Source organism: Kosakonia sp. YIM B13588, from assembly GCF_042788165.1.
Classification (GTDB): Bacteria; Pseudomonadota; Gammaproteobacteria; order Enterobacterales; family Enterobacteriaceae; genus Kosakonia; species Kosakonia sacchari.
Genome location: NZ_JBHZPO010000009.1, coordinates 40,112 through 53,524 on the forward strand (window position 1 = coordinate 40,112; position 13,413 = coordinate 53,524).

The following is a 13,413-nucleotide window of genomic DNA, read 5'->3' on the forward strand; positions in this document are numbered from 1 at the left end:
GATGCGTTAAAACGTTACAGATCAGCCAGATAGATCTGTTCCTGTTTTCATCACGGAATGAAAAAGATTTATTAGAAAGACGAAGCGAGAACGAAAAAGAATTAACGCAGGCGATATCTTTTTTTATGTATAACGCTTACTCGATCGATAACAGGGATATTAATCACCTAAAATCAGCGGACGATCATACAGCACAATATGCTTTGGATTTTGCGGCGAATACTTCACGGTTGTGCCGTTACCCTCGGCAAAGCGCACAATTTCACGGCTATCCAGGAACTGAAACACGCTCGCCTGCACCACCTGCCCCTCGCGGGTTTTGAAGCGCAACACCAGTTCACAATAGACAGAGCGCCTGTCCATCCAGTTGGTGCGCTTAAGGGCAATAATATCGGCATTCGCACCGATCCCATGTTTCATCACATGGGCCTCGATAAATGACTGGCGAACCCAGCGCAGCGCATGATAGAGCAGAAATGCTACCAGGGCGACAATAGCGATAATGAGACAAACGAGATACATCCACCTGAATTCCATTTTACTGCTCCATCATTTTAAACTATTAACATCAGAGCCTTAGAACTCCACCGTAACGCTCCGGACTCTAGTAAAACCCCAACCTGTTTGTAATCCAGCGGCGCATTTTCTTTCCAAATGCTGTAGATGCACAGCGCGCGCCTTCCTTTGACTATCTATGGGAAAGCGCCGGTAAAGCGTCAATAATTGAACATCGTATATAATTACCAACTGTTGCCGGGTGTGTACTTTAGCTAATAGCCGTCCATTCTGCTCTCGCACATGCGACTTTAAGGCGTTGGAGCTTCCACCTATGCTTCCCTATGCTCTCGCCGCTGCCAGTCAAGTAAGTCTCCGTTAGACGATCACCTCGCGCTCTATCTCCGCCAGAGCTGACATGACATGGAAAAAGAAGGCCCCATGTCACTGCTGATATCAAAAGCATCTGTTAAAGAGTAAGAGTGGCACTACATTCATGTTAACTCTGATATCAGTGCTATCCAGTTCTTTACGCTGCGTCACAGCCTGCCCGGTTTCCTCGCATTCGCTATTAACGCACTTTAAACGCGTTTAGAGCCAGTACAGCTGGCAGCTTTTGCTTATGCCGTCTTCAAAAAAGGGGTAACAACTCGCGCTTGTGAGTGCATTAAGTTACACATCGCTGTTTTGGTGGATTGTTGATACGTGGATAAAAACAATGACTGCCATCTATTCCCCTCCTCAACATCATGGTGGGAGGATATTTTGTTACTTCCGCAACGTGTAATGGTTTTTCCAAAAACCTTGTCGTTATAGGTGTTCTATGGTATTTGATTCCCCCTATACAAAACAGACTGTTTGATGTAAGAGGGTCGATAATGAAGGTAGGGAAATATTGTATCATTTCTGATAAGGCTGTTATCGGTGAAAACGTGTCAATCGGTGACTTTGTGACCATTCATGATAATGTGATTATTGAAGAAAACACCGTCATTGAATCCTATTGTGAAATAGGTGTTGCTAATAAATTATCAGGCGGCGAACAATTAAGAATCGGTAAAAACTCATACATCCGTTCGCACAGTATTTTTTATGAAGGGTCTATATTCGATGATGGTTTAATGACTGGGCATCGGGTTACTGTTCGTGAAAAAACTAAGGCAGGTAAAGGTTTTCAGATTGGCACGCTTTCCGATATCCAGGGACACTGTGAGATTGGTGATTACGTAAGAACTCATAGCAATGTTCATATTGGTCAACATAGTAAGATTGGTAATTATGTCTGGATCTTCCCTTATGTCGTTCTTACCAATGATCCACATCCGCCAAGTGAAGTTTTACTGGGTGTCACTCTCGAGGATTTCGCTGTAATTGCAACCATGTCGGTGATCTTACCGGGAGCGCATGTTGCTCAGGGCTGCTTAGTCGGTGCTCATTCCTGCCTATCAGGCAAAACCGAAGCTGACATGATTTATGTGGGAAACCCCGCTCGTTGCGTTGGACCAGCAAGCAAGCTGAAACTTAAAGATGGGTCTCGCAAGCCTGCCTATCCCTGGAGAAAGCATTTCTTCAGAGGCTACCCTCAGGAAGTCGTTGAAAAATGGCTCAAGGAAGTAAATTAAATGTACAAACTTGAAGATTTGCAAGTGGGAATGTCTGCATCCTACTCACAGACTATTACTGACGCTGACATTAAGAGTTTTGCCGCCCTGTCAGGAGATCGTAACCCCGTGCATATGGATGAAGAATATGCAGCATCTTCTCGTTATAAAAAACGTATCGCGCACGGTATGTTCAGCACAAGTTTCTTTTCTGCACTGTTCGGAACTAAACTTCCTGGAGAGGGTTGCGTTTACGTAGCTCAAAACACTAAATTCAGGAAACCTGTTTATATCGGAGATACTGTTGTTGCTACAGTTGAGATTAAAGATATCGACATTGAAAAGCGACGTATATTTTTTAACACCTACTGCAAAGTAGGAAATTCAAAAGTGATTACCGGCGAAGCTGAAATTTACATGCCCTTATAAAAACACTCCCGCATAATTGTGATGATAAAAACACAAATATACGGGGGTGTTTTATACTAACTCTTCCGGTTATATAAGTTTTGGCGCAGCTACGATGTTTACCATTTGCAGTGCATCAAGATTTTACTTTTCATCTGTTAAGTGAAGATCGCATCTTCTCTCACATCGTCCGCTGCGCTTTTTAATAGTGATATTGAGATGACAATAAATTGGCAACAAGAAAATACCAAACCGTTATTACATTAATTTATATAATGCTCAGCTAAAGGTTCCAGGTATTTATTTCGCTGTTTTATACACAAAAGTTTACACAGAATACTCACTTTGCCCGGCTTATAGATAAGAATAATCTGAAGATAAAATAATACGCAGCATCGCGGGGTAGCCCATGCAAGAAGCCAATAACGTAGCACTCATCACTGTGCGTGAAGCAACCCCGTTTTCGCAAGCGCAGTCGAAGGTAGAAATTGCAGGTATCGCCACAAATATCATCGTGCCAGGACTAGTACTGGAAGCCGCAGTCAAAATAGATGCCTGCCACTCTCTACTTTTTTTGACCGACGATATTATTTTTGAAGAGTGGCTGACCATGGTGTTGATAGATATCAATCATGGCGTGAAAGAGATTGTGCGTATTGGTCAGGCGTGGGCAAGCGGGCATTTTGAAAAATTGTCAGTCAACGAGGAGGAAATAACCTTTCGCTTCCTCGGCGAGGCCGAATGGAGGGTAAAAATATCCCTTGCCGCCCGTCTGCGTTTTCCTTTCTTTGCCGATCCACCAGCCGTTCATCGCGCACCGGGTTGGAAAAAATACCTCACCGTCGATTGCGTAAAATAAAGGTCCGCACGCGCGAGCGCCTAAGCCAAACATCCACGTTCATTATTTGTTCGCTTTTTCGTCATAAAACGATCATCACCCGTGCTCTTAATGGTCGCCAGTTTAATGAAAAATCCGGAAGACTTATGAACAGCGCGTTGGCAGAACTCTCTGAAGACCACTTTTCGTCTCTGCATCAATTAAACACGGTGCCGAAGCAAAAAGTGCTGAGCGTGAAGAACTTACGCAAAGCCTATAACACGCACCAGACCGTGCTGCACGACATCAGTTTTGATCTGCACAGCGGCGAGATGGTGGGTGTGATTGGACGCTCCGGCGCAGGGAAATCCACATTGCTGCATGTGCTTAATGGTACGCACAGCGCCACTTCTGGCGAGATTTTAAGTTTCCCGGAAGTGGGTACGCCGCGCGATGTCACGCATCTGAAAGGTCGTGCGCTTAATCAGTGGCGCAGCCAGTGCGGCATGATTTTTCAGGACTTCTGCCTGGTGCCGCGCCTCGACGTGCTGACTAATGTGCTGCTCGGCAGGCTGAGCCAGACGTCAACGCTGAAATCCCTGTTTAAAGTCTTTACCGATGAAGACCGCGCCAGAGCAATCGCCTTGCTGGAGTGGCTGAACATGCTGCCGCATGCCTTGCAGCGTGCAGAAACGCTTTCCGGCGGCCAGATGCAGCGTGTTGCGATTTGCCGCGCACTGATTCAAAACCCCTCCCTTTTACTGGCGGACGAACCTGTCGCTTCGCTGGATCCGAAAAATACCCAGCGCATCATGGGTGTGTTACGCGAAGTGAGCGAGCAAGGCATCAGCGTGATGGTGAACCTGCACTCCGTGGAGCTGGTGAAAGAGTATTGCACCCGCGTTATTGGCGTTTCCCAGGGACGGATTATTTTTGACGATCATCCCTCCCGGTTAACGCAGGACGTGCTGCAGGTGTTGTACGGCGATGAAATCAGTCAATTGCATTAATTATTCCTTCCAATGAGACGACACAGGCAATGACAATGAAAAAGCATATTTCTGGCGCATTACGTTTATCGGCATTGATGACAGGTTTTCTGCTGGCATGGCAGGCGGCTGCCGCTGAGCAGCCGAAGGAATTAAATCTGGGGATTTTGGGCGGCCAGAACGCAACCCAACAAATTGGTGATAACCAGTGCGTGAAAGAGTTTCTGGATAAAGAGCTCAGCGTGGATACTAAGCTGCGCAACTCGTCTGACTATTCGGGCGTGATTCAGGGCCTGCTGGGCGGAAAAGTCGATGTGGTGCTGAGCATGTCGCCCTCTTCTTACGCATCCGTGTATATCAATAACCCGAAAGCCGTGGATATCGTCGGGATCGCGGTGGATGACAAAGACAAGTCGCGCGGTTACCACTCGGTGGTGATCGTAAAAGCCGACAGCCCGTACAAAAAACTGGAAGATCTGAAAGGCAAAGCGTTTGGCTTCGCCGATCCGGACTCCACTTCCGGTTACCTGATCCCGAACTACGCGTTCAAACAGAAGTTTGGCGGTAATGCGGACAATAAATACAACAATTACTTCTCCAGCGTCACCTTCTCCGGCGGCCACGAGCAGGACATCCTCGGCGTGCTGAACGGCCAGTTCGCGGGTGCCGTAACCTGGACTTCGATGGTGGGCGATTACAACACAGGTTACAGCGTCGGGGCGTTTAACCGCCTGATCCGTATGGATCACCCGAACCTGATGAAAGAGATCCGCATCATCTGGGAATCGCCGCTGATCCCGAACGGCCCGATTCTGGTGAGCAACAGTCTGCCAGCCGATTTCAAAGCCAAAGTGGTCACTGCCATTAAGAAACTGGATACCGACAACCACGCCTGCTTCGTGAAGGCGATGGGCGGCACGCAGCATATCGGTCCGGGCAGCGTGGATGACTTTAAACAGATTATCGAGATGAAACGCGAACTGGTTACCGCACGTTAATCCTTCGCCGCATCGATTCTCCGGCCCCTGCGTAAAACCAGGGGCTTTTATTCGATGGTCATACAGGATCTCCCGCTACGCATGAAGATGTCGAATACGCAGTTTGAGCACTACTATCAGCAAGTCAGAATGCGCCAGAAACGCGACACCGTCGCCTGGTCGCTGGTGCTGCTGGCGCTCTATTTCGCCGCCGGGAACGCGGCGGAATTTAATCTCGCCACCATCTGGCACTCGCTGCCAAACTTTATGGATTACATGCTGGAAACGGTGCCGACGCTGCACTGGCCGGTGCTGTTTGCCGACAGCCACACCAAAGGCTCGCTGGCGTACTGGGGTTACCGCTTGCCGATCCAGCTCCCGCTGATCTGGGAAACTCTGCAACTGGCGCTGGCCGCAACGCTGCTCTCATTCGCTATCGCTATCGTGCTGGCCTTTCTGGCGGCGGGCAACACCTGGTCTCCGCCGCCGGTACGCTTTGCCGTGCGGACGCTGGTCGCTTTTTTGCGCACTATGCCGGAGCTGGCGTGGGCGGTGATCTTCGTAATGGCATTTGGCATCGGGGCGATCCCCGGTTTTCTGGCGCTGGCGCTGCACACCGTTGGCAGCCTGACCAAGCTGTTTTATGAAGCGGTTGAGAGCACGCATGACAGACCGGTACGCGGGCTGGCCTCCTGCGGCGCGACCCATCTGCAACGCATTCGCTTCGCTTTGTGGCCGCAGGTGAAACCGATTTTTCTCTCTTATGGCTTTATGCGCCTTGAAATTAACTTTCGTTCCTCGACCATTCTTGGCCTGGTCGGCGCGGGCGGCATTGGTCAGGAGCTGATGACCAACATAAAACTCGACCGTTACGATCAGGTCAGCATCACGCTGCTGCTGATTATTATCGTCGTTTTCTTGCTTGATACGCTCTCTGGCCGCTTGCGCCAGTGGGTGCTGGAGGGGAAAAAGTGACCAACTGGCAAGCCGTACCGAATGTGGAATTGAGCCGCAAATTAAACCGAAAACTGTTCCAGGCGCAGGGGCGTTATCTGCGCCGCCTCGGGCTTATCGCCCTTGCCGTGCTGCTCTATTACGTGTGGTTCTTTATGCAGTTCGGCATTCCTGCTGAACAGGCGCTGACCGGCATGCAGCAAATCGGCCGCTATATTTTGCGCATGTTCGTCTGGCACGATTTTCTCAACTGGCCGTTTGGCTACTACTTCACGCAAATTGGCATTACGCTGGCGATTGTCTTTGCCGGCACAATGACCGCCACAGTATTCGCGCTATTGTTGTCGTTTTTTGCCGCCCGCAACATCATGAAAGGCGGCATTGCGGGCGTTATCGCTTTTTTCGTACGCCGCCTGTTCGATATGCTGCGCGGCATTGATATGGCGATCTGGGGGCTGATTTTTGTGCGCGCCGTCGGGCTTGGGCCGCTTGCCGGGGTGCTGGCGATCATTATGCAGGACACCGGCCTGCTCGGGCGGCTGTACGCCGAAAGCCACGAAGCGGTGGATCGCTCGCCAGGACGCGGCTTAACCGCCGTGGGCGCGGGCGGCCTGCAGAAACACCGCTTCAGCACATTTACCCAATCTTTCCCGACGTTTCTGGCACTGAGCCTGTATCAAATTGAGTCCAATACCCGCTCGGCAGCGGTGCTTGGGTTTGTTGGCGCGGGCGGGATTGGTTTGATTTATGCCGAGAATATGCGGCTGTGGAACTGGGATGTGGTGATGTTTATCACCGTGATTCTGGTGATGGTAGTGATGTTAATGGATAGCGCGTCGGCCTGGCTGCGCCGACGCTATATTACCGGCAAGACAGTGCCGCTTTTCAAGCCGGAGTAAGTTGCCAGTTAAGCATGGGCCAGCGCAAGGGTTCCGCGTGCGCGGCCAGCTTCTGGCACGGGTTAACCAGAAACACCCTGTCGGCGCGTTCGCACAGCGGTAAATCATTAATTGAGTCGGTATAAAAAGTCACTTCCCCGTCGTACTGCGGGTGGCTGGCAAGAAAGTGATTCAGGCAGGTGATTTTGCCCTGCTGGTAACTTGGCGTACCGTCAATCACGCCGGTGTAACGCCCGTTATCAATTTTTACTTCCACGCCAATCGCATGTTCAATACCCAGCACCGGAGCAATCGCTTTCACCAGCAAACTGACAGAAGCCGAAATAATCAACATTGCCTGGTTACGTGCGCGCAGTTCCGCAATCAACGCCAGCGCCTGCGGGTAAATACGCGGCACAATCTCCGTTGCCACACACAGCGCGACCATCCTGTCGACCAGCGCAACCGGTATATCAGCCAGCGGCGACATGGTCAGCGCCACGTACTCATGCAGATCCATTTCCCCGCGCGTGTAATCGAGCATTAAACGCTCTTCCTGCAATAAATACGTCGCGTTGTCGGTAAAGCCTTGTCGCACTAGATAGCGGCTCCACAGCGTACTGCTGTCACCGTGAATCAACGTATTATCGAGGTCGAAAACATAAAGCGGCTGCGGCATTATCGCGTCCCGTTGGCTAAGGTTTCAACGCGCCAGCGTGCCAAAAAAAGATGACAACTTAAAGATAGGGCACAGAAATCCGCAAAGTCAGTTGATATGCTAAACCGTTTTAGTTAATTTTTAGCAATACTATTTGTCAGGAGAAAAGCATGTCAGCCAGAGTCTGGTGTCTGGGCGATGCCGTGGTGGATTTACTGCCGGAAGCACCGGGTCATTTAATGCAGTGTCCCGGCGGCGCGCCGGCGAATGTTGCGGTCGGCGTTGCGCGGTTACAGGGAAATAGCGGCTTTATTGGCCGCGTCGGTGACGATCCGTTTGGTCGTTTTATGCAACAAACGCTGTCCGCAGAACAGGTCGATATCGCGTTTATGCGCGCCGATCCGGCGCAGCGCACCTCCACCGTAGTAGTGGCGCTGGACGATGACGGTGAACGTTCGTTTACCTTTATGGTACGCCCCAGCGCCGACCTGTTTCTTGCCGAAAAAGACCTGCCAGAATTCCAGCGCGGCGAATGGCTACACTGCTGCTCGATTGCGCTGGCGGCAGAACCGTCGCGATCCACCACCTTCTCTGCCATGCAGCGGGTGCGCAGTGCGGGCGGCTTTGTCAGCTTCGATCCCAATATCCGCCAGGATCTCTGGACAGACGCCACAAAGCTTCGCCAGTGCCTGAGCCAGGCCTTAACGCTGGCCGATGTGGTGAAACTGTCTGAAGAGGAGCTGGCGTTTTTTTCCGGTTCCACACAGCTGGAAGCCAGCATGCAAGCCATGGCGACGCGTTATGCCATCAGCCTATTGCTGGTGACACAAGGAAAAGCGGGCGTTACCGCCTGGCACAGCGGCCAAATTTTCCACTACCCCACGTTGCCGGTGGTGAGTGTCGATACCACCGGCGCGGGCGATGCGTTTGTCGCCGGGCTGTTGTGGGGGCTGGCGGAACACGGCCTGCCGGACTGCGAAGCGCAGTTGTCCGCGAGACTTGCCAGTGCGCAGATCTGCGGTGCGCTGGCGACCACCGCCAAAGGTGCGATGACCGCCCTGCCGTATCACCACCAGCTTATGGAACAATGCCGCTGATTTGGCGCGCCTGCCGCTTCGTTTTGCGAGCCGTCTCACAATCACTAAACCGGTTTAGCAAATTTCATTGCGCGGAGAAATTGGCCTTGATTATGATTCGAGGCCTAAACCGGTTTAGCAAAATAACTCTGTGATGATGGCTCTTCCTTAGGGATGCAAAAAGATGAAAAAAAGCACGCTCGCCGTAACCCTTGGTTTGATATTAAGCGCCGGGGCCGCTCACGCCGCCGACCCCAGCATGAGCAGCATTGAAGCGCGTCTCGCCGCACTGGAACAGCGTCTGCAAGCCGCGGAACAACGCGCTAATGCCGCCGAAAACCGTGCGCAGGCCGCCGAAAAACAGGCACAGCAACTGGCTGCCGCCCAGCAAAAAAACCAGACTACCACCGCCCCGGTTGAGCAGCGCATCGCCAAACTGGAACAAAAAGCCGCTGACGAAGGCGGTTTTGAATTCCACGGCTACGCCCGTTCTGGCCTGCTGATGAACAACTCGGCCGCCAAAACGCAGGGTGGCCCAACGGTGACGCCAGCCGGAGAAACCGGCGGTCACGTTGGTCGTCTGGGGAATGAGCCGGATACGTATGTTGAGATGAACCTGGAGCATAAACAGACGCTGGCGAACGGTGCGACCACGCGCTTTAAAGTGATGCTCGCCGACGGGCAGAAAACCTATAACGACTGGACGGCCTCCTCAAGCGATCTCAACCTGCGCCAGGCATTTACCGAAATCGGCCATCTGCCAAGCTTTAGCGGCGCGTTTAAAGACTCTACCGTCTGGGCCGGTAAACGTTTTGACCGCGACAACTTCGACATCCACTGGATAGACTCTGACGTGGTGTTTCTCGCCGGGACCGGCGCGGGCGTTTACGACATGAAGTGGGGCGACAATGCGCGCAGCAACGTCTCAATTTACGGGCGCACCTTCGGTGATATCGAAAACAGCGAAAATACCGCGCAGAACTACATTCTCTCGCTGAATAACTTCTACGGTCCGGTACAGTTGATGGTCAGCGGGATGCGCGCCAAAGACAACGACGACCGCCTCGATCTCGACGGCAACAAAGTGAAGAACGATGCGGCGAACACCGGTGTACACGCACTGCTCGGCCTGCATAACGATAGCTTCTACGGCCTGCGCGAAGGCTCAGCGAAAACCGCGCTGCTGTATGGTCACGGCCTGGGCGCGGAAGTGAAATCCATCGGTTCCGACGGCGCGCTGCTGTCGGAAGCCAACACCTGGCGTCTTGCCAGCTACGGCATTACGCCGCTCGGCGGCGGCTGGCATATTGCCCCGGCACTGCTGGCGCAGACCAGCAAAGATCGCTATGTCAAAGGCGACAGCTATCAATGGGCAACCGCTAACGTGCGCCTGATTCAGGGCTTTACCGAAAACTTCGAGATGCAGTACGAAGGCAGCTATCAGTACATGGATCTGCGCCCGGAAGGTTACAACAGCCGCAACGCCGTCAGCGGCAATTTCTACAAACTTACCGTCGCCCCAACGCTGAAAGCCAGCGATGTGGGTGAATTCCTCAAACGCCCGGAAATCCGCCTGTTCGCCACCTGGATGGACTGGGATCATCGTCTGGATAAATATGCGAGCTCCGATGCCTTTGGCAGCGACGGCTTCAAGGCCGGCGGCGAATGGAATTTCGGCGTACAAATGGAAACCTGGTTCTGACGAAACGGCTCCTTCGGGAGCCATTTTTGCCGGTTAGTCCCACAAAAACGATAAAACAGAGGTTTTTATGGATTTTGCACAAATTTCCCGGTCGCTACTGCCGCTACTGGGAGGCAAGGACAATATTGCCAGCGCCGCGCACTGCGCGACACGCTTGCGTCTGGTGCTGGTGGAAGACGCCAAAGCGGACACTGCCGCGATTGGCAAAGTCGACGGTGTAAAAGGGTGCTTTCGTAACGCCGGTCAGTTGCAGATTATCTTTGGCACAGGCGTAGTGAACAAAGTTTACGCCGCGTTTATCGCCGAAGCCGGGATCAGCGAAACCAGCAAATCAGAAGCGGCGGATATTGCCGCGCGTAAGCTGAATCCGTTCCAGCGTATCGCCCGTTTGCTCTCCAACATTTTTGTGCCGATTATCCCGGCGATTGTCGCCTCCGGCCTGCTGATGGGCCTGCTGGGGATGGTGAAAACCTATGGCTGGGTGAGCGCCGACAACGCGCTCTATATCATGCTCGACATGTTCAGCTCGGCGGCGTTTATCATTCTGCCGATCCTGATTGGTTTTACTGCCGCGCGCGAATTTGGCGGTAACCCGTACCTTGGCGCTACGCTTGGCGGCATTCTGACCCACCCGGCGCTGACCAACGCCTGGGGCGTGGCGGCAGGCTTCCACACCATGAATTTCTTCGGTATTGAAGTGGCGATGATCGGCTACCAGGGCACGGTATTCCCGGTGCTGCTGGCGGTGTGGTTTATGAGCCTGCTGGAAAAGCAATTGCGCCGGGTGATCCCGGATGCGCTGGATCTGATCCTCACCCCATTCCTGACGGTGATTATCTCCGGCTTTGTCGCGATGCTGATTATCGGCCCGGCCGGTCGCGCGCTCGGCGACGGCATCTCCTTTGTGCTCAGCACACTTATCACCCATGCCGGATGGCTGGCCGGTTTGCTGTTCGGCGGCTTGTATTCGGTGATTGTCATTACCGGCGTACACCACAGCTTCCATGCCATTGAAGCCGGGCTGTTGGGTAACCCGTCGATTGGCGTTAACTTCCTGCTGCCGATCTGGGCGATGGCAAACGTGGCGCAGGGCGGCGCGTGCCTGGCGGTATGGTTTAAAACCAAAGACGCGAAGATTAAAGCAATTACCCTGCCCTCGGCGTTCTCTGCCCTGCTCGGCATTACCGAGGCGGCAATTTTCGGTATCAACCTGCGCTTTGTAAAACCGTTTATCGCTGCGCTTATCGGCGGCGCGGTTGGCGGTGCGTGGGTGGTGTCGGTGCATGTTTATATGACGGCGGTTGGCCTGACCGGCCTACCAGGGATGGCGATTGTGCAGGCCAGCTCGCTGCTGAATTATATTATCGGCATGGCTATCGCCTTTAGCGTCGCCTTTGTTATCTCTTACCTGCTGAAATACAAAACGGACTCTGAATAATGGCTTCACAACCGCTGCTACCCGCCATTTTACAGGCGGTGATGAAAGGTCAACCGAAGGCGCTAAATGACAGCCACTACCCTGGCTGGCACCTGGCGCCGACCACCGGGCTGCTCAACGATCCGAACGGGTTTATCCACTTTGCCGGGCGCTACCACCTGTTCTATCAGTGGAATGCGCTGGGCTGCCAGCATTTGCACAAGTGCTGGGCGCACTGGAGCTCAGAGGACTTAGTGCACTGGCAGCATGAACCTATCGCCTTGATGCCTGATGAAGAGTACGACCGCAGCGGTTGTTATTCCGGCAGCGCCGTCGATAACAATGGCGTCCTGACGCTTTGTTATACCGGCAATGTGAAATTTGATGACGGCACGCGCACCGCGTGGCAGTGCCTGGCGGTGCACAACAGCGCGGGCGGCTTCGACAAGCTCGGCCCGGCGATCCCTCTGCCGCACGGCTACACCGGTCACGTTCGCGACCCGAAGGTGTGGCGGCACGGTGATTATTGGTACATGGTGCTGGGTGCGCAGGATCTGCAATTACAGGGCAAAGTTTTACTGCTGCGTTCCGAAAACCTGTGGAACTGGCAAAACCTCGGCGAAATCGCCGGTAGCGGGCTGGGTGGTCTGGGTGATGCGGGCTACATGTGGGAGTGCCCGGACATGTTCACGCTTAACGGCAGTACATTTTTAATCTGCTGTCCGCAAGGCGTGGCACGCGAAGAGAAGCGTTATCTGAACACTTACCCAAGCGCTTACTTAAGCGGCCAGCTCGACTACGCAAGTGCGAGCTACCAGCACGGTGAATTTCACGAACTGGACGCCGGGTTTGAGTTTTATGCCCCGCAAACCACGCTCAGCGCCGACGGACGCCGCCTGCTGGTGGGCTGGATGGGCGTGCCGGACGGTGAAGAAATGCGCCAGCCGACCGTTGCCAATGGGTGGATCCACCAGATGACCTGCCTGCGCGAGCTGACCTCCCGCAATGGAAAACTCTACCAGCAACCCGTCAAGGAGTTGCAGGCGCTGCGCGGTGAACAGCAACAGTATCGCGGCGTGGCGCACAAGTTACCCGCGCTGGATGCGCAGCGCCTGGAACTGGTACTGGAAAGTGCAGGTGGCGTAACGCTGAATTTCGCCGATACGCTGATCCTCGAATGGCATCACGATGAACTGCGCCTTTCACGCCGCAGCCTGGAGAACGGCGCATGGCTGTATCGGTACTGGAACGGATGCGCGCATAAGTTGCAGATCCTTTGCGACCACTCAAGCGTTGAGATCTTTATCAATGATGGCGAAGGGGTGATGAGCAGCCGCTACTTCCCTGTTCATCCGGCGCAAATAACCCTGACGGGAGACGCAGAAGTGCAGGCCAGCTACTGGTCGTTACGTGCTTGCATGGTAGAATAAGTGCTTGTTTC

13 protein-coding genes and 1 pseudogene are annotated in these 13,413 nt (G+C 53.2%); 11 read left to right on the forward strand and 3 right to left on the reverse strand.

Annotated elements, in window-relative coordinates:
• Positions 1 to 159: 159 nt before the first annotated feature.
• Both ACFX4U_RS15845 and ACFX4U_RS15850 read right to left on the reverse strand, forming a co-directional pair.
• A complete protein-coding gene (locus tag ACFX4U_RS15845) occupies positions 160 to 537 on the reverse strand; it encodes a DUF3592 domain-containing protein (RefSeq protein WP_313508534.1) in 378 nt (125 codons plus the stop codon).
• Positions 538 to 669: 132 nt separating this feature from the next.
• A pseudogene (locus tag ACFX4U_RS15850) lies at positions 670 to 1,224 on the reverse strand (recombinase family protein); the annotation flags it as partial.
• 149 nt (positions 1,225 to 1,373) lie between these two features.
• Here ACFX4U_RS15850 and ACFX4U_RS15855 point away from each other — a divergent pair.
• The 7 genes from ACFX4U_RS15855 to phnE (ACFX4U_RS15885) all read left to right on the forward strand — a co-directional run bounded on the left by ACFX4U_RS15855 (position 1,374) and on the right by phnE (ACFX4U_RS15885) (position 7,140).
• The gene (locus ACFX4U_RS15855) at positions 1,374 to 2,117 is read left to right on the forward strand and encodes an N-acetyltransferase (protein ID WP_313508533.1); all 744 of its coding nucleotides are present in this window, start codon (positions 1,374 to 1,376) and stop codon (positions 2,115 to 2,117) included.
• Positions 2,118 to 2,525, forward strand: coding sequence for a MaoC family dehydratase (locus tag ACFX4U_RS15860; RefSeq protein WP_313508532.1), 408 nt, complete (start codon positions 2,118 to 2,120; stop codon positions 2,523 to 2,525).
• A 388-nt stretch (positions 2,526 to 2,913) separates the two neighbouring features.
• Positions 2,914 to 3,363, forward strand: a complete 450-nt coding sequence (locus tag ACFX4U_RS15865) for a hypothetical protein (protein ID WP_313508531.1) — start codon at positions 2,914 to 2,916, stop codon at positions 3,361 to 3,363.
• A gap of 125 nt (positions 3,364 to 3,488) precedes the next feature.
• A complete protein-coding gene (gene phnC / locus ACFX4U_RS15870) occupies positions 3,489 to 4,331 on the forward strand; it encodes a phosphonate ABC transporter ATP-binding protein (protein ID WP_313508530.1) in 843 nt (280 codons plus the stop codon).
• A 35-nt stretch (positions 4,332 to 4,366) separates the two neighbouring features.
• On the forward strand, positions 4,367 to 5,308 hold the full coding sequence (phnD, locus tag ACFX4U_RS15875; protein ID WP_313508529.1) for a phosphonate ABC transporter substrate-binding protein: 942 nt from the start codon (positions 4,367 to 4,369) through the stop codon (positions 5,306 to 5,308).
• 81 nt (positions 5,309 to 5,389) lie between these two features.
• Positions 5,390 to 6,262, forward strand: a complete 873-nt coding sequence (phnE, locus tag ACFX4U_RS15880; RefSeq protein WP_305735244.1) for a phosphonate ABC transporter, permease protein PhnE — start codon at positions 5,390 to 5,392, stop codon at positions 6,260 to 6,262.
• Positions 6,259 to 7,140: a phosphonate ABC transporter, permease protein PhnE gene (phnE, locus tag ACFX4U_RS15885; RefSeq protein WP_305735243.1), complete on the forward strand. Its 882-nt coding sequence runs from the start codon at positions 6,259 to 6,261 to the stop codon at positions 7,138 to 7,140. Before phnE (ACFX4U_RS15880) ends, phnE (ACFX4U_RS15885) begins: the two co-directional genes overlap by 4 nt.
• On the opposite strand, the gene ACFX4U_RS15890 is transcribed toward phnE (ACFX4U_RS15885), so the two are convergent.
• On the reverse strand, positions 7,127 to 7,798 hold the full coding sequence (locus tag ACFX4U_RS15890) for an HAD family hydrolase (RefSeq protein WP_313508528.1): 672 nt from the start codon (positions 7,796 to 7,798) through the stop codon (positions 7,127 to 7,129). The two genes, phnE (ACFX4U_RS15885) and ACFX4U_RS15890, sit on opposite strands and share 14 nt — an antisense overlap.
• 149 nt (positions 7,799 to 7,947) lie before the next feature.
• Here ACFX4U_RS15890 and ACFX4U_RS15895 point away from each other — a divergent pair, with 149 nt between their 5' ends.
• The 4 genes from ACFX4U_RS15895 to ACFX4U_RS15910 all read left to right on the forward strand — a co-directional run bounded on the left by ACFX4U_RS15895 (position 7,948) and on the right by ACFX4U_RS15910 (position 13,402).
• Positions 7,948 to 8,874, forward strand: coding sequence for an aminoimidazole riboside kinase (locus ACFX4U_RS15895; protein WP_313508526.1), 927 nt, complete (start codon positions 7,948 to 7,950; stop codon positions 8,872 to 8,874).
• 163 nt (positions 8,875 to 9,037) lie between these two features.
• Complete coding sequence (locus ACFX4U_RS15900) at positions 9,038 to 10,555, forward strand: carbohydrate porin (RefSeq protein WP_313508524.1); 1,518 nt, start codon at positions 9,038 to 9,040, stop codon at positions 10,553 to 10,555.
• 67 nt (positions 10,556 to 10,622) lie between these two features.
• The gene (locus ACFX4U_RS15905) at positions 10,623 to 11,993 is read left to right on the forward strand and encodes a sucrose-specific PTS transporter subunit IIBC (RefSeq protein WP_020454890.1); all 1,371 of its coding nucleotides are present in this window, start codon (positions 10,623 to 10,625) and stop codon (positions 11,991 to 11,993) included.
• Positions 11,993 to 13,402 carry a sucrose-6-phosphate hydrolase gene (locus ACFX4U_RS15910; RefSeq protein WP_313508523.1) on the forward strand — a complete coding sequence of 470 codons (1,410 nt, stop codon included), beginning with the start codon at positions 11,993 to 11,995 and terminating at the stop codon, positions 13,400 to 13,402. Before ACFX4U_RS15905 ends, ACFX4U_RS15910 begins: the two co-directional genes overlap by 1 nt.
• Positions 13,403 to 13,413: the final 11 nt, after the last annotated feature.

Coding starts and splice junctions, on each gene's coding strand:
- ACFX4U_RS15845 (WP_313508534.1), bottom strand. CDS start 537: ATGGAATTCAGGTGGATGTATCTCGTTTGTCTCATTATCGCTATTGTC.
- ACFX4U_RS15855 (WP_313508533.1), top strand. CDS start 1,374: ATGAAGGTAGGGAAATATTGTATCATTTCTGATAAGGCTGTTATCGGT.
- ACFX4U_RS15860 (WP_313508532.1), top strand. CDS start 2,118: ATGTACAAACTTGAAGATTTGCAAGTGGGAATGTCTGCATCCTACTCA.
- ACFX4U_RS15865 (WP_313508531.1), top strand. CDS start 2,914: ATGCAAGAAGCCAATAACGTAGCACTCATCACTGTGCGTGAAGCAACC.
- phnC (WP_313508530.1), top strand. CDS start 3,489: ATGAACAGCGCGTTGGCAGAACTCTCTGAAGACCACTTTTCGTCTCTG.
- phnD (WP_313508529.1), top strand. CDS start 4,367: ATGAAAAAGCATATTTCTGGCGCATTACGTTTATCGGCATTGATGACA.
- phnE (WP_305735244.1), top strand. CDS start 5,390: ATGAAGATGTCGAATACGCAGTTTGAGCACTACTATCAGCAAGTCAGA.
- ACFX4U_RS15890 (WP_313508528.1), bottom strand. CDS start 7,798: ATGCCGCAGCCGCTTTATGTTTTCGACCTCGATAATACGTTGATTCAC.
- ACFX4U_RS15895 (WP_313508526.1), top strand. CDS start 7,948: ATGTCAGCCAGAGTCTGGTGTCTGGGCGATGCCGTGGTGGATTTACTG.
- ACFX4U_RS15900 (WP_313508524.1), top strand. CDS start 9,038: ATGAAAAAAAGCACGCTCGCCGTAACCCTTGGTTTGATATTAAGCGCC.
- ACFX4U_RS15905 (WP_020454890.1), top strand. CDS start 10,623: ATGGATTTTGCACAAATTTCCCGGTCGCTACTGCCGCTACTGGGAGGC.
- ACFX4U_RS15910 (WP_313508523.1), top strand. CDS start 11,993: ATGGCTTCACAACCGCTGCTACCCGCCATTTTACAGGCGGTGATGAAA.